This is a genomic window from Nitrospirillum iridis, from assembly GCF_014205765.1.
In the GTDB taxonomy this organism is placed as follows: Bacteria; Pseudomonadota; Alphaproteobacteria; order Azospirillales; family Azospirillaceae; genus Nitrospirillum; species Nitrospirillum iridis.
This window is the reverse complement of the sequence record NZ_JACIIZ010000003.1, coordinates 354,861-370,685: the sequence shown is the minus strand read 5'-3', so window position 1 is coordinate 370,685 and position 15,825 is coordinate 354,861. Positions and strand designations below refer to the sequence as shown.

The 15,825-nt window shown below is 67.5% G+C and carries 11 protein-coding genes; 3 read left to right on the top strand and 8 right to left on the bottom strand.

The genetic code is table 11. From position 1 onward, the window contains the following. Positions 1-5 precede the first annotated feature (5 nt). From FHS74_RS06885 to FHS74_RS06865, 5 genes are all read right to left on the bottom strand, one after another. Positions 6-2,159: an amidohydrolase family protein gene (locus FHS74_RS06885; RefSeq protein WP_246462952.1), complete on the bottom strand. Its 2,154-nt coding sequence runs from the start codon at positions 2,157-2,159 to the stop codon at positions 6-8. Between the two features lie 217 nt (positions 2,160-2,376). Continuing rightward, a complete protein-coding gene (locus FHS74_RS06880; RefSeq protein WP_184798809.1) occupies positions 2,377-4,317 on the bottom strand; it encodes a S9 family peptidase in 1,941 nt (646 codons plus the stop codon). Beyond that, positions 4,295-5,812 carry a S10 family peptidase gene (locus FHS74_RS06875; protein WP_184798807.1) on the bottom strand — a complete coding sequence of 506 codons (1,518 nt, stop codon included), beginning with the start codon at positions 5,810-5,812 and terminating at the stop codon, positions 4,295-4,297. The genes FHS74_RS06880 and FHS74_RS06875 overlap by 23 nt, the downstream gene beginning before the upstream one ends. Before the next feature lie 13 nt (positions 5,813-5,825). After that, positions 5,826-6,308, bottom strand: a complete 483-nt coding sequence (locus tag FHS74_RS06870) for a RidA family protein (protein WP_184798805.1) — start codon at positions 6,306-6,308, stop codon at positions 5,826-5,828. A 129-nt stretch (positions 6,309-6,437) separates the two neighbouring features. Beyond that, positions 6,438-7,691 (bottom strand): aminotransferase class V-fold PLP-dependent enzyme, encoded by a 1,254-nt coding sequence (locus FHS74_RS06865; RefSeq protein ID WP_211106151.1) that lies wholly within the window; start codon positions 7,689-7,691, stop codon positions 6,438-6,440. A gap of 352 nt (positions 7,692-8,043) precedes the next feature. Here FHS74_RS06865 and FHS74_RS30130 point away from each other — a divergent pair, with 352 nt between their 5' ends. The 3 genes from FHS74_RS30130 (at position 8,044) to FHS74_RS06845 (ending at position 11,106) form a co-directional block, all read left to right on the top strand. Continuing rightward, positions 8,044-9,993, top strand: a complete 1,950-nt coding sequence (locus FHS74_RS30130; RefSeq protein WP_211106150.1) for an ornithine cyclodeaminase family protein — start codon at positions 8,044-8,046, stop codon at positions 9,991-9,993. 5 nt (positions 9,994-9,998) lie between these two features. Continuing rightward, positions 9,999-10,484, top strand: coding sequence for an Lrp/AsnC family transcriptional regulator (locus FHS74_RS06850; protein ID WP_184798800.1), 486 nt, complete (start codon positions 9,999-10,001; stop codon positions 10,482-10,484). A gap of 136 nt (positions 10,485-10,620) precedes the next feature. Continuing rightward, positions 10,621-11,106: an Lrp/AsnC family transcriptional regulator gene (locus FHS74_RS06845; protein WP_184798798.1), complete on the top strand. Its 486-nt coding sequence runs from the start codon at positions 10,621-10,623 to the stop codon at positions 11,104-11,106. Between the two features lie 13 nt (positions 11,107-11,119). Here the strand turns inward: FHS74_RS06845 and FHS74_RS06840 are convergent, their stop codons facing one another. The 3 genes from FHS74_RS06840 to FHS74_RS06830 form a co-directional block, all read right to left on the bottom strand. Continuing rightward, a complete protein-coding gene (locus FHS74_RS06840; RefSeq protein WP_184798796.1) occupies positions 11,120-12,586 on the bottom strand; it encodes a S10 family serine carboxypeptidase-like protein in 1,467 nt (488 codons plus the stop codon). A gap of 25 nt (positions 12,587-12,611) precedes the next feature. After that, positions 12,612-13,808: a pyridoxal phosphate-dependent aminotransferase gene (locus FHS74_RS06835; protein ID WP_184798795.1), complete on the bottom strand. Its 1,197-nt coding sequence runs from the start codon at positions 13,806-13,808 to the stop codon at positions 12,612-12,614. Positions 13,809-14,005: 197 nt separating this feature from the next. Beyond that, a complete protein-coding gene (locus FHS74_RS06830) occupies positions 14,006-15,730 on the bottom strand; it encodes a M61 family metallopeptidase (RefSeq protein WP_184798794.1) in 1,725 nt (574 codons plus the stop codon). Positions 15,731-15,825 lie beyond the last annotated feature (95 nt).

The following is a 15,825-nucleotide window of genomic DNA, read 5'->3' as shown; positions in this document are numbered from 1 at the left end:
CCGTATCAGTCGCCCAGGTCATCATCATGGCCGCCGCCGAACATGCCGGGCACGCCCAGGCTGGCGCCCGGACCCGCGGACGGGGCCGGCACCGTCACCGGCGGCGCATCGGCGAAGGGCTTGATGCTCAACGACTGGTAGATTTCGCTGGGGTAGTAGACAGCGCCCCCCTTCATCACCAGACGCGGCCTCTTGATGGCGCGGATGTCATCCACGGGGTTGCCGGCGATCAGGAACAGATCGGCCAGCTTGCCGCGTCCGATGGTGCCCAGGTCGGGATGGCCCATATATTCCTCCGGCGACAGGGTGCCCAGACGCAGGGCTTCGGCGGTGCTGATGCCGGCCAGGGTGTACAGCTCCAGCTCGCGATGGACGGTGAAACCGGTGACGTCATCGGTGCCGGGCAGCAGGCGGATGCCCTTGTCGTGCAGCAGCTTCAGCGTCGCCAGCACCTTGGCGAAGGCCTGGACGTAGGCCTGGTCGTCGGCCGCCGACTTCAGCGGCACGAAGGTACGCTTGCGGTAGCGCTGATAGCCGATGGGCATGTTGTCGAGATAATCGACATCGCCCGGTGGGGTCACACCCGCACGGCTCAGCATCAGGCGCTCCAGGATCACGGCGGTGGGGTCGTGGGCGATGTGACCGTCCACCATCAGCTTCATCGTCGCCTGTACCGGGGCCGAGTTCAGGTCCAGGTCGGCGGCCCGCGCCATCGCCGTGAGGCGCAGGGGCGTGCGCGTGTCCTCCCCCGGCTTCAGCAGCCAGCCCAGCATCAGCTGGTTGATGTGCGTGACCTCGCTATAGCCGTCCTTGATGACGCGATCGGGCGTGTCGAAGGCCGGCACGTGGCCGGTGACGGTCATGCCGCGCTTGTGCGCCTCATCCGCAATGGGGCGCACCCAATCCGGAGTCATGGAATTGTAGATCTTGATCTGGAAATAGCCGCGGTCGGCATACCAGTCCACCGCCTTGACCGCGTCCGCCACCGTTTCCGGAATGATGCCAAGGCGCGCGGAATAAGGGCTGCGCCCTTCCAGGAAGCCGTTGGGGGTGATGCGCGGCCCCGCCAATTCGCCGGCCTCGATGCGGGGCATCAGATCCTGCAGGAAGGCGTTGTCGTTGCCCATGTCGCGCACGTCGGTGACGCCGGCCGCCAGATAGAACAGGCCGCTGTCCAGGGTGGTGTGCGAATGCATGTCGTGCAGGCCCGGCACCAGGGTGCCGCCCTGCCCGTCCACGATCACCTGGTCATCCGGCGCGGTCCCGTTGACGGGATCCTGGTCCGCCGGCAACACGGCGGTGACACGGTCACGCAGGACGATGACGGTGGAAAGGCCGCCGACGGTACCCGTGCGTGGGTCGAAGACATGGACGTTGCGGATGCGCACCGGCTGGCTGTAGCGGTGGGCCAGGGCCTTCTGCCGCTCGCGGGCCAGGGTGCGCGCCGCCTCAGCCCCCATCGCCTGGAGGACCGGCACCTCCTTCTCATAGCCCTGGCGGATGGCTAGGTCGTGGCCCCCGAAGGTGGCGAACAGGCGGCCGGCTTTATCCAGCAACACATAGTCGGGGGACAGTTGCACACCCTCGATCCGGTAGAGGGTCAGCGGCACGGCGTCCTTGCCCGTGCCCAATGTGGGGGTGCTGAGCTTGACCAGCCGCATGGAACCGGACGGCAGCAGCGGCAGGGTATTGCCCGGCGCCTTCAGCAGGGCGCGGGCATACACGCCCAGCGCCCAGGGGCTATCGTCGTTGACGACGTATAGCGGCGTCTTGGCCGATTGCGCCGCGCCCTTGTCCGCCTGGCTGGTCCAACTGGCCTGACCCGCTTCCCATTTGAAGCTCTCATTGACGCCGCCCCCCATGAGGGAGGTGCCGGCCACGGTCCAGCTGGTGGGAATGTCGCCCGCCCCGATGGTCAGGGTTTCCTTGTGCTTCGGGCCCCGGCCGTTGTCATCGACGTAATAGTCCACGGTGACCGATTTGCCGTCCGTGGTGCCGGTGACGGTGCCGATAGTCTCCCCGTTCTGGACGATGACCAGCTTCTCGGTGACGGCGGCGGCCAGCGCCTCTCCCTGCATCCCAACGGCCAGCGCCAGCAGGGCGCCCGCCCACAGCGGGGCTTTGGATGCCGGATGGCGGGGGGAAACGCGCTTCTTCATGCCCGATGCTCCTGCTTTTTCCCAACGGGCCGATGAACGGCCCGGCCTGGCCGGCGCCTGTCTCGGGCCGCCGGGCCAGGGGATCCCTGTATTGGGGAAAGCCTATCGCGGGCCGGGGGAATAGATTATGCCGATGCGGGAAAAAACACTCCGGCGCCGCATAAACTATGCCCCCCTGATGCTGATCCCGGCATAAGGGTGCCGGCGCCACCCCGCCTCAGTTCACCGGCTGGCCACCGCCGATGTGGCGATCGAACCAGTCGATGATGCGCCGGTTCAAATCTTCAATGTTCTCAGCATTTTGCAGGGCGTGCCCCTCATCGGCGTAGATGACGAAGCTGGTGTCCACGCCCATGGCCCGCAGGCCATGCCAGAATTCGCGCGTCTGCATCACCGGCGTCTCGATATCCCGCTCCCCGACATGCAGCAGGGTCGGCGTCTTCACATTGCGGATGTAGCGGATGGGGGAGAGCCGATCATAGATCTCCGGGTCCTCGTAGGCGGACTTGCCGAAGAAGGGGATCATCCAGCGGTCGATGCCGTTCTGGCCGTAGTAGGAATACCAGTCCGACAGCCCGGCGCCGATCGCGGCCGCCTTGAACCGCTGGGTCTGGGTGATGGCCCACATGCTCATGAAGCCGCCATAGCTGCGACCGTAGATCATCAGCCGGGCGTCATCGACGGCGGCCTGGGACTCCACCGCATCGATGCCGGTGAGGATGTCGCGCAAATCGCCACCGCCGAAGTCGCGGATGTTGGCGCGGGTGAAGGCCAGCCCCTGGCCGAAGCTGCCACGCGGGTTGGGCTGGAACACGGCATAGCCCGCCTTGGCGAAGGCGGCCATGATGTCACCCCAGACGAAATGCGGGGTGAAGGCCGCCGATGGCCCGCCGTGGACGTGGACCACCATGGGTCGCTTGGCCCCCGGCGCCAGCGCCGCCGTGGGGCTGATCAGCCAGCCCTGGACGGTCATCCCCTCGTTCTTCCAGCTGAGGCTGGTGGCGGTGACCAGCGGGGTCAGGGCGTCGTTGTCGTGGGTGATGGCGGCCAAGCTGCCCAGCCGGCCATATTCGACGCGGGCGCCGAAATCGAAGCCCTCCGCCACCCAGGCGGCGTGGGTGCCGGACCGGTCCAGCGCCATCCGGCCGTCACCGGCGGCGCGGGTGACGGCCGCCGTCCTGACCTCACTGACGCCGCCCCTGACCGGGTCGATGACGGCGCTGCCGGTGCCCCCGCCCACGGTGACGCCGGCCATCAGCCGGCTGCCCCGCCAGGCGATGGAGGTGACGCTGCCGGTGAAATTGGCGGTGACGTCCGTGGGTTCCCCGCCCTTCAGCGGCACGGTGAAGACATCGCCGCCGAAGGAGCCGAAGTCGCTCATCAGGCCACCGATATAGGCGACCGACCGTCCGTCCGGCGAAACGCGCGGAAAGGCGATCTGGGTCTGCGGGGCGGCGATGATTCGGGCCGAGCCGTCACGGCCAAAGGCGCGCAGGCTGGCGATCCACCAGTTGTTGTCACCGTTGCCCTCGGCGGCGGTGCCGACGAAACCGGTGCCGTCCGGCAGCCAGTCATATTCGTAGACGTAGGTCTTGTCGGGGCTGACCAGCCGCACCCCACCGGTGGCGATGGTGACGATGGCGATGCGCTGGACGTCGTCGCCCTCCCCCTGCTCCCCCACCTGGCGGGCGCCGGCATGGGTGGCGCCAGCCTCCTTCTGGGCGTTCTCGGTCACCAGCAGGGCGACCTCGCGACCGTCCGGCGACCAGCGCGGCGTGCTGGCCAGGCCCTGGATGACGGCCACGACGCGCACCGCCGCCCCTTCCGCCACATAGAGGCTGGCCTGCCCGCCGGCGGTGGCGACAAAGGCCAGGGCGCGGTCATCCGGCGACCAGGCGGGGCCGGCATAGCGACAGCTGCCGCAGGGATCCAGCCTCGCCGTGACCGTTCCGTTGGTGTCACGCACCACCACGGCGCCATGGCCGGCGCTGCCCGCCCCCTCGGCCTTGTCGGCCTCCACCGCCGCCAGGCGCCTGGCGTCGCCCGACAGGGTAAGGCCGGTGTACTGGTGCAGGCTGGCCGCCCGCGCTCCCGTCGCCGTCAGCAACACCAGGCTGATGGCCGTCGCGGCCTGTTTAACGCCCCACCAAGAAGCCATGCATCATCTCCTGCATCCGTGCCAACCCAGCCTCCCCCTCAAAGGGGCTGTGGCCCGCATCGAAGGCGGCAACGGTCACGCGGTCAAGGGGAATGCCGGCTCGGTCAATGGCATAGCGGGCTGAAAGCAGCGGTACCGCCATGTCATAATAGCCGCCGACCAGCAGCAGGCGGGTCTTGGGCTGGGCCTTCATCACCGTGGCGATGTTGGGCGCGGCGTTGACATAGAAGGTCTGGTCCCGCCGGGTGGGCATGTAGTTCCAGCTGAAATTGACGTCCAGCGTCAGGGACACATAATCGCGGTCCACCGGCAGGTTCAGCTCATGCCTGAAATAGTCGGTGGCCACGGTGGAGGTGATGACATTGCTGCGGCCCAGCCCCAGCGCCGGGTCCTTGGCGGCGGCGGGACGATCGGCCGGGGCGTCCTTGGGCGCCGGGCCGGTGACGCGGCCATCCAGGCGCCCGACCACCAGGCCCTGGTCAACCAGCAGTGTGTCCAGGAAGACTTGGGTGTCGACCCGCAAATTGGCATCCGCGATGGTCTTGGCCGGCAGGCCGATCAGGTCGGCCAGACGGGCGGCCACGGCCTCCCGCTCCGCCACCGGCAGACGGCCGCCCTTCAGCAAGGCCAGCGCATAGGGGCCCTGGGCGTAGTCGGCCGCCACCTGGAACACCTGTTCCGGCGTCTGGGCGTCGATCTTGGCGCGGCCGTGCTTCCACGCCGTCACCGCCATGGCCGGCAGTTCGAAGATATGGGGCAGGTCGTTGCCCGGATCGTCCGCGGTAGCGGAGAAGTCCAACGCGGGGGAGATGAGGACCAACCCGGCGATGGGGGTGTCGCTGGCGAACTTCATCATGGTGGCCAGGCGAAAGCCGCCATAGCTTTCACCGGCCAGATAGACGGGCGACGCCGTCCGGCCATTGTCGCGCAGCCAATCGCGGATCAGGCCCAGCACCGCCTGGGCGTCGCCTTCGGGGGTCCAATAGGGATGGCCGTCGCCGCCCGGCAGCACGCGGCTGAAGCCCGTGCCCACCGGGTCGATGAACACCAGATCGGCGTCGGCCAGCAGGCTGTGCGGATTGTCGGCCAAGCTACGGTTTCCGTCCGCCCCCTTCACGATGCTGCGCGGGCCGAAGGCGCCGAAATGCAAGGGGGAGGAGGAGGCGCCGGGCCCGCCGTTGAAGACGAACAGCACCGGCCGGGCCTTCAGCACCGGGCTGGCCACATAGGCGGTGGATGACAGCGTCGCCAGCGGCTTGCCGCCGTCGTCCTTCAGCACCGTCTCCGCGAAGGTGGCGGTGTAGCGGACGGCCCTGCCGTTCAGGGTGATGCTGTGCGGGGTGGCCACCGGCCCCAGGAGGTGCCCCGCGATCTCCGGCACCGGCATGCCCTGGGCCAGCGCCGCCATCGGCGCCGCTGTCGCCATCAGGCCCAGAACCAGGCCACGCACCCATGCCCCCACCATGCCAACCCCGCTGTCCGCTGCGTTTTTCATACCACCGCTGAGCTTACTTGGGCGCGTAGGCCCAGCACTCGATCTCAATACCCGAGCCCAGCGGCAGGGCGCTGACGCCCATGGCGCTGCGGGCCGGCAGGCGGTCGGGCTTGAAATAGCTGACATAGACCTGATTGAAGGCGGCCCACTGCGCCATGTCGGTCAGCATGACGGTACATTTGAAGACGGCGCCGATACCGCTGCCCACCCGGGTCAGGGCGGCGTCGACATTGTCCAGCGCCGCCTTGGCCTGGGCGGCGATGTCGCCCACCACCTTGCCATCCTGGTTCACGCCCAGTTGGCCGGAAACGTAGAGGATGTCGCCCACGCGCACCACCTGGGAATAAGGCACCTTGGTGGTTTCGGGACGATAGAATTGGACTGTCGGCGGCGCGGTGTCGCCACCTTCCGCGGGCCCGCCCGGCGGGGCGGCCGTCAGGGCCAACGCCGGCCCGGTCAGCAGACAGATCACCAGGCTCAAGGACGCGATGCGCATGGGAATGGTCCCCTGTTCCGGCGGGTGGAACGGCATGTCACCGCCCCACCCTGCCCGGCATTTTTATGAATGGACCCAACTGCCAAAACTCTCTTTTTTAAACCAGGCCACCTGAACCAACTGACGACCTTAGGCATGACCGAGCGCGGCGAGCAGCCGGTCGATATCGGTGTGGTCGTTGAACACCGAAGGGGTGACGCGGAAGCGGTTGCCGCTGACCGTCATCTTGATCTTGGCCGCAGCCAGCTTGGGGCCCAGCTTGTCCCGCGCGTTCTCGTACGCGCATGTCACCAGGGGCGTCGTGGCCTCCGGCGGGGTCATCAGCGTATAGCCCAGTTGGGGCAGTTCCCGCTTCAGCCGGCCGACCAGCGTCTGGGCGTGCGCCTGGATGGCGGGTACGCCCACGCCCAGGATGTAGTCCAGGGAATGATCCAGTTGCGCGATGACCGTGTGGGCGTGGGTCCCATGGGCGAACGTGCCCTCCGCCGTGTCGGCGTAGGCATAGTCGGCGATCATCTCGCCCGGCGGGTCGAAAGGATAGATATGGGGCTTGAAGGCGCTGATGCCGTAATAGCCGTATTCGGTGCGGGCCAGATGGGCACGGGCGGCCTTGCTGGCGTAGATGAAGCCCAGGCCGAAATCGCCCATCAGCCATTTGTAGCTGGCGCAGGCGGCGAAATCGACGCCGCAGCCCTTCAGGTCCACCGGCACGCAGCCGGCGGCGTGGATGATGTCGGCATAGACCAGCGCGCCGTTGGCGTGCGCCAGGTCGCAGACCGCCTTCAGGTCATGCTCAAAACCATTGATGGTGGAGACCAGGGACAGGGCCACCAGCTTGGTATCCTTGCGAATGGCCTGCTTCATGTCCGCCAGCAGGATGCGCCCATCCTTGGGCCGCACCCAGCTGACCTCCACCCCGTGGCGCTGCATCTCCTCATACAGCGGCAGGGAGCCGAAGAAGTGCAGCGTGTCGGTGACGACATGGCCGGCGGACTGGGGCAGGCCCAAGCCGCGCAGCACCATCTGCTCCCCCGCCGTGGTGCTCTGGACATAGGCGATGTCGTCGGCGTCGGCATTGACCAGGCGGGCGAACTTCTCACGCACACCATCGTCCGGCAGATCGTAGTGGGATGCCGCCGGGTCCAGCATGCGCTTGGACAGATAGGTGTCGACGGCGGCCTTGGCGCCCAGGCTCACAGGGTGCTGCGACCCCGAATCCAGATACACCAGGTCGCTGGGCAGGAAGGAGGACTTGTCGGGGAAACGCGTCGGCAGGCCGGGTTTCTGCGCCGGGGCAGCCGCTGACTGCGCGCCAACCGCCGCCGGGATGATTTCAGCCATAGTGACGGTGCCGGCGGCCAGCATCACATCCCTGCGCGTCATTCTCATCCCGTGTCACTCTTTGGAAAAGGCGCCCGTCATGTCGGTCGGCCGGCGACCTGATGAAACCTTAGCGAAAACGCCGGGGGCATTTTTCGCTAAGTTGGGCCCGTTTGGACCGACCGCGGAAAATTTTAGTCGCGCCTTGCAGACGTCACGCATGGATATTCCGGAGGTTGGGGACGGACGCGGCGATCCCGATCAGCGCGCCCGGCGAAGTTTCCCACCGCCATTGTCATGCCGCGCGCATAAAAGATGCAGCAGGATGATCTTTTTCCGGAAAATCCACCGCCCCTTTGGCGGCTAGGATCGACACTCCGGAAAGAAAAACCCTGCCGCCCGCCCTAAGGTGATCATGGAACAGGATCTCGGGGAAAAGAACATGGGCACCGCGCTGTCCGACCTTGCCATCTTCGATGCCGCCGCCGTGGGCGCCAGCCTGGGGTATGAGGCCGCGATCCCGGCCGTGCGCCAGGCCATGATCGCGCTCAGCACCGGCCGGGTGCGCCAGCAGTTGCGCAGTTTCATCAGCCTGGGCACCGGCCGCACCTTCGCCATCATGCCGGCGACCTTTGTCGGTGGCGCCGCCCCCGGCTATTTCGGCGCCAAGCTGGTCAGCGTCTATAACGATGGCCACGGACGCAAGGCGCACGAAGGCCTGGTGGTGCTGTTCGATGGCGCCAGCGGCCGCCCCGTCTGCTTGGCTGACGCGGCCGAAGTGACGGCCATCCGCACAGCGGCCGCCAGCGCCGTCGCCACCGAGGTACTGGCCCACCCCGAGGCCGACACCTTGGCCCTGGTTGGCATCGGCCGCCAGGCCCTGGCGCATGTCGCCGCCATCCTCAAGGTCCGGCGATTGCGGCACATCCGCCTCTGGGGCCGCGACGCGGCCAAGGCGCAAGCCTTCGCCCAGGACATCCAGGCGGCCACCGGCATCGATACGCGGGCCTATGGCAGCGTGATGGAAACAGTGGCTGGTGCCGCCATCGTCTGCACCGTCACCGCCGCCGCCGATCCCATCCTGCGCGGCGCCTGGATCGCCCCGGGGACCCACGTGAACGTGGTGGGCTCCAGCGGGCCGGGCCAGGCGGAGATCGACACCGACCTAGTGGCAGGCAGCCGTTTCATCGTCGACCATCGCGAGCATGTGCTGGCCCATGGCGGGGAGTTTCTGCGCGCCAAGGCCGCCGGCGCCATCAGTGACGACCATATCGCGGCGGAGATCGGCGCGGTGCTGGCCGGGGACGCGCCGGGCCGGCAGTCGGCGTCGCAGATCACCGTTTACAAGTCGCTGGGCCACGCCGTGCAGGACCTGGCCGCCGCCGCGTGGCTGTATGAGAACGCCCCCCGCCCCACCGCCCCAACCCTGCCCGTCGTCGATGGGCACGCGGTGGCGGCGCGCCTGGATTACGACAGTTGCATCCCCATCGTACGTCAGGCCATGACGGCCCTGTCCGATGGCGAGACGCGGCAATTGCCCCGGGGCGTGCTGCCGCTGGACGGCGGCCATATGTTCGGTGTCATGCCCGGCGGCCTGAATGCCGGACCGTTCGGCGCCAAGCTGGTCGCCGTGTTCCCGGACAATTTCGACAAGGGGCTGCCCTCGCACCAGGGCGTCATCGTCCTGTTCGATCGCGATAGCGGCAGGCCCCTGGGCGTGGTGGATGGCGGGGAGGTCACCGCTATCCGCACGGCGGCGGCCAGCGCCGTCGCCACCGACGCCCTGGCCCGCCCCGACGCCAAGACCCTGGCGCTGCTGGGCTATGGCGAGCAGGCACTGACCCATGCGCGGGCGATCGCCAAGGTCCGCAAGCTCACGCGCGTCACCGTCTGGGGGCGCTCGGCCGAGCGCGCCGCCGCCTTCGCCAAACGATTGGCGGATGAATTGGGCCTGACGGTGCGTGTCGCCACCAGCGTGCAGGAAGCCGTGGTCGACGCCGACATCGTCTGCACCGTCACGGCGGCGCGAGAGCCCATCCTGAACGGGGCCTGGGTGGCGCCGGGCACCCATGTGAACGTCGTGGGTTCCAGCATCGCCGGCCCGGCGGAGGTGGACCACGACCTGGTCATCCGGTCGCGCTTCATCGCCGACTGCCGCGAGCATGTGCTGCGCCAGGGGGCGGAGTTCCTGCGGGCCAAGGCTGCCGGCCTGGTGGAGGATTCCCATGTCGTGGCGGAAATCGGTGAGGTGCTGGCAGGCCGGGCCCAGGGCCGCCAGTCGGCAGAACAGGTGACGCTGTACAAGTCGTTGGGCCATGTGGTCCAGGACCTGGCCAGCGCCTGGCCCCTGCTGGTGAAGGGTTAAGGACCATGGCGACCGTGGAACTGGACGCCATCGACGCCAAGATCCTGACGCACATGCAGCGCGACGCCTCGCTGACGACGGCGCAACTGGCGGAACGGGTCGGGATCTCACAATCGCCCTGCTGGCGGCGGGTTCAGCGCCTGCATGACGAGGGCTACATCAAAGCCCAGGTGGTGCTGGTCGACCGCCAAAAGCTGGGTTTCGACATGCACATCTTCGCCCAGGTGAAGATCGCCCGGCTGTCGGAGGAAGAGCGCGAAATCTTCTTCCGGGGAATCCAAAATATCCCGGAAGTGCTTGAGTGCTATACCGTTTTCGGGGAAATGGACGCCTTGCTGAAGATCGTAGCGCCAGACGTGAAGTGGTACCAGGAGTTCATCTTCCAGACCTTGATGAAGCTGCCGGGGGTGGAGGATATCCGCTCCATCGTCACCCTATCGGAGGCCAAGAACACCACGGCCATCCCGCTCAAGCCCCGCAAGTTCCAGTGATCGGGGCCGGCGCGGGCACCACAAGCCGTATGCAAAGCGGCCCTATCGGCGCGGCGTCAAACTGGGTAGATTTATGCCGGTCTGGGGCCGAAGCCCCCATGGGCGATGCGGAATTGAACAGGGGACGACATAGGATATGCCGGCTGCCGAACTAGACGCCATAGACATGAAAATCCTGACGCTGATGCAGCGGGACGCGTCGCTGACCACGGCGGAACTGGCTGAAAAGGTTGGAATTTCCCAATCGCCGTGTTGGCGTCGCATCCAGCGCCTGCATGACGATGGCTATATCAAGGGCCAGGTCGTCATCGTCGACCGTGAGAAGCTGGGCTTCCACATGCAGATCTTCGCCCAGGTGAAGATGGCGCGACTGTCCGACGAGGAACGGCAAACCTTCTTCCGGGGTGTTGAGAACATCCCGGAAATCCTTGAGTGCTATACCGTATTCGGGGAGATGGACATCCTGCTGAAGGTCGTGGCGCCGGACGTCAAATGGTATCAGGAGTTCATCTTCAGCAGCCTGATGAAGCTGCCGGGCGTGCAGGACATCCGCTCCATCGTCACCCTGTCGGAAGCCAAGCACACCACCGCCGTGCCGCTGAAGCCCCGCCAGTTCCAATGAATAAAATTGCCGCTTAGGGCTGATTGCCGTCGGCCTGATGGGCGATGAAGCGTCCGAGATCGGCACTCAGCCGCACCCGTGCCTCAGCGTCGCGGTACATCATGTGGCCCCCGCCATAGCAATTGACCGACAACCGGGCGGACAAGCCCGGTTCCAGCCTGGCCTTGATCATTTCGTTCGCGGAACAGCTGTTCAGGCTGTCGTACAGGCCGGCGGCGACGAAAACGCGAAGGTGCGGGTCCAGTTCCATGGCGCGGCGGATCCAGGGCTCGGCACCCGGCGGCCCCTCACCCGCGCGGGCGGCGGCAATGGCGGCGGCGAAGGCGGCCGGAGAGGTGTCGCCGGAATTGTAGTCCCACTGTTCACCCACCGGCGTGGCCGCCGCATCCGTATCCTTTTCCAGGCCGAGATAGGGCAGGTCGGTGCGATAGCCCAGGGTCTCGCGCAGATAGTGCACCATGATTGGGCCACCGGCCTGCTCCTCCCCGCCCGCTTGTCCCGCCGGGGTGCTGATGCGCATGTCGAAGGTGTCCAGCCGGCGGCCCGGCAGCAGGCCGTTCAGGAATTGGCGGGAGGAGACGGTGAGGCTGGCGCCATCCACCTGGTCCACAGGCAACCCCAGGTGCCGCGCCACGTCCTGGGCCAGTTCCACCTTTCGCGGGGCGTCAAGCTCGCCCAGACGGGCCAATGCCGGCGCATAGATCTGTTCCGCCCAAATGCGCGTGGCATCGGCCGCCGCTTGCGGGCCACCGGCCCCCAGGCTGGCCGGCAGGCGACCGTGCACCTGGGCCGCCGCCGCGCGGCCGGGCAGCTTCAGGGCGGTGGTCAGTTCCTTGGACAGCACGGGGCCGACAGGAATGCCGCCGGAGATGAGGATGACGCCCGCGACCGGCTGCCCCCGCCTCTCCAGCGTCTCCGCCACGCCGCCCGCCCGCCAGACACCATAGCTTTCGCCGGCCAGGTACAGGGCGCCGGCATCGCCATGCCGCCGGGTCCAGGCCTGGACGAAATCGGCGACGGCGGCGATGTCCCCCAAGGTGCTGTAAAAGCGGGCGCCGTCGGCCGGCGTCGCCGGACGGCTGAAGCCCGTGCCCACGGGATCGACGAACACCAGGTCACTGTCAGCCAGCAGGGTCTGGGCGTTGTCGACCAGGCCGCCGGCCTCCAGCCGCTTGGGCCCGAAGGCCTCGAAATGCAGCAGGGTGGAATTGGCGCCGGGTCCCCCGTTCCATAGGAAGGTGACAGGGCGCTTGCCCCGCCCCGGCACGCGGTAAGCCATGTAGAAGACATGGCCGCGCACCTGGCCTTGCGCGTCCGTCAGGTCCAAGGTCGCGGCCTCGGCCGTGTAAACCAGGGCCTTGCCCGCCACCTCAATCCGCTGGGCGATGCCGGCATCGGCAGCGGGGGCGTTATCCCGGCTGGCGCAGCCGGCCAAGGCCAGGACCAGGACGCTGACGCCGTATCGTATGCCTGCCCGCATGTCCCCCATCTCCCCCGTTTCCCTGTCAGCGTCCCTGCACCGCCCGCCAGGCCCGCAAGCCAGCGTGCAGCCGCGTCAGCCCCCGGTCCAGCGTGTCGGCATCGCCGGCGTAGCCGACGCGGACATGGCCGGCCAGGCCGAAATACTCACCCGGCGCCACCAGCAGGTCGACCTGGTTCCACAGGTGCCGGGCCAGGGCCCGGGTGTCCGTCACCCCGATGACGCGAGGAAAGTAGAGGCAGCCGGCGGCCGGCACCGCGCCGTCGATCAGGCCTTCGGCCTGCATGGCGCTGGCATGGCGATGCAGGACAGGCGTGGTGGCGGTCATGATCGCCTGCCAATGCCGGTCAAAGGTGTCGGCGTTCTCCATCACGTGCGCGGCCACGGCGTGGGTCAGTTTGGACACGCCCGCGTCCCCTTCCGTCTGACCGGCGCGGATACGGGCCAGCACCTGGGGGTCCGCGACCATCCAGCCGCATTTCAGCGCGAACAGCCCGAACACCTTGGTCAGGCTGGCCAGGCTGATGATGTTGGGGGCCAGCTTGGCCGCCATGCCGGCGGACGGCCGGCGGGCGAAATCGCCATAGACCTCATCCACCACCACCAGGGCGCCCGCGGCATCGGCCGCCTTGGCCACGGCCTTAAGCGTGGCGTGATCCAGGAAAACGCCGGTGGGGTTATGTGGATTGGTCAGAATGACCAGGCGGGTGTCCGGCGTCAGGCGGGCGGCCAGGTGCGCGGGATCAATGCTGAAATCGGGCGCCGGCCGATCCAGCCCATCCACGACGGCGCCGGCCTCAAGCGCCAGGTTGGACAGCAGCGTGAAACCCGGGTTCTCGACCAGCACCCGTTCCCCGGGCTTGACCAGGGCACGCAGGATCAGTTGCAGGCCGCCGGTGACCCCGGTGGTGGTCTGCAGGCGGTCCGGCGTCTCGCCATACCGGGCGCATAGAGCGTCGACCAGGAAGCGGTTGCCATTGGCGAAGACACTGACATAGCGGGAACTCAGGCGCGGCCCCCCGTCGTCCGCGCGTGTCACCAGGGATGTCGCCACGAGGCCGGCCAGCAGTTCCGACGGTTCGCTGATGGTGCTGTCGTACAGGGCGATGGCGTTGGGCCGGCTGGCCATCGCGCGCAGGGAGCCCCGCACCCAATCGGAGTAATGGGTGGTGGCGAAAAAGTCGCCACCATGGCTGGCGGGGGACGCGACGCCAAGGGACATACCAGCAGATTTCAAGGCGCACTTCCTATCCGGGCGGTCAACCGCGTCTCACATGGGGCGCGATCCCGCGATGCCTAAATTCTATTCAAGTCGCCGGGCGTTTTTTTGCGAATGCCCCGGGGTGGCGCCAGAGAGTCGGTTGGTTTATGCGTTGACTCGCTATCCCGGCGCATAAGCTGACCGGACCGCCGCCGGCCCTACCTGCAGCTGGCCGGCGCGCCAGGCCGCCGCGCCCACTGATAGGCGTCCACCATCTCCCCCCGCGGCAGGTAGGTGATGGGGAAGACCTGGCCATCCCGCCTCACTTGCAGGGTCAGTGTCGCCTTCTGGTCCGCCTGTATCCCGTCCTGCGGCACCGGCCTGACGATTTCGTCGCCATCGCGCAGCCCCGCCACCGCCGCGGCCGATCCCGGAATAAGGCCATGGACGATGCGCTTCGGTTCAATCAACACCTCCGGATCGAAACCCAGCTGGTAGCGGCGCAACGGCGCCGTGACACGGGTGAAGCAGGGGCCGAAAGCGTCATCGTCCGGCAGCACCAGGGCGCCACCCAGCATGGCCTCCAACTCCACCTTGCCGCGCGGGCCCAGTTCCTTGGTCACCGTCGCCACCCAGGCCGCATGATCCATGGGCTGGCCGTGGCGGCGGCGGTCCAGCATGGCCAGAACCAGATCATCCAGTGAGCGCCGGCCGTGGCTGGCCTTCCGCACCTCGCCATCGACCAGGGCGAAATAGAGGGCGCCCCGGTCGTAGGGCAACACCCGCACCCGGGTGTCGGCCCAGAAGCGTTCGGGAATGACGCTGTTGGGCGTGGTGTTGAGTACGTTGGTGTAGTAGCGCGCCGCCGTCGTGTTGAGGTCCTTCAGGAACTCGTCGCCCGTGATCATGCCGGCACGCAACGGCAGGCGGTTCTGGTAGTAGACGGCGATGCCCTCGCTGAACCAGGAGGACTGCAGACCCTGGGGGCTGTCCAAGGACTCTATGAAGGTGTGCACCATCTCGTGCGCCAAGGTGAACTTGAACTGCCGTTCATCGGTCTTCTGGTCGAAGGTGCCGATAAAGGATCCGTTCAGTTCCACCCCACCGCCGGCATTCACCAGGTTGGGCCGCAAGAAGACGCCATAGGGGGGCGTGCCCTCCGCTTTGAAATAGCCCAGATAGTGGTGGTACAGCGTCTCCGTCCACCGCATCAGGGCCGTGCCGTCGAAGGGCGGGCTGCCTTGCCAGACGGAGAAGAAGCCCTGGCGCGGTGGCACCTCGGGATAGCGGTGGACGGCCCCGCCCATGACGTAGGTGGCGCCCAGTTCCTCGGGCGTCAGCGCGTCGGGCGAGGTGACATCGCCCGTGCCCAGGCTGGACACGCCGGCGGCCCCACCCCCGGACGCCGATAGGTCCCACCGGATCGCCAGGCGGTAGGCCGTGTCGGCCTCCGGCACAATGAGGAAGGTTTCCGCGGCACCGGAGAAGCCGCCGCCATCGGTACGCAATTCCAGGGGCGGCGCGGCACCGCGCGGGTTGGCCAATGTGGTGACGGGCGCCCGGTAGCGGACGGTCAGCGTACCCCGGACAGCGCGTGCCGCCGTCCAATGGCGATAGGCCCGGGTCGGCTTGTCGGCATCATCCTGGACCACCAGGTCAAGCGGACCGGCGTCGTCGCTTGCTGAAAGATTGGACAGCGTCTCGGCCACAGTCCTGACGTTGTCGGCGACCAGCGGCAGGCGCAGCAAGGGGGCGCCGGCGCCAGCCGAGACGGCGGGAATGTCCACCGTCACATCGACGAAGGGCACCGTGCCGTCGGCGTCACTGGCCGCCGGTTTCAGGGTGACAGTCAATTCCGGGGCCGCCACCGGGGCTGCCAGGGCCACCGGCGCGGCCGATAGGGCCAACATCGCCGCCAGGCCGAGTGTTTTCAGATGCCGCATCGCCCACGCCCCGTTTGTTCTTCGCCCACCTGGAATAAGGAGGGCCGGCCCGGTACTCCCGGACCGGCCCTTTAAGCGCTGCCCTCAGCGTGGAC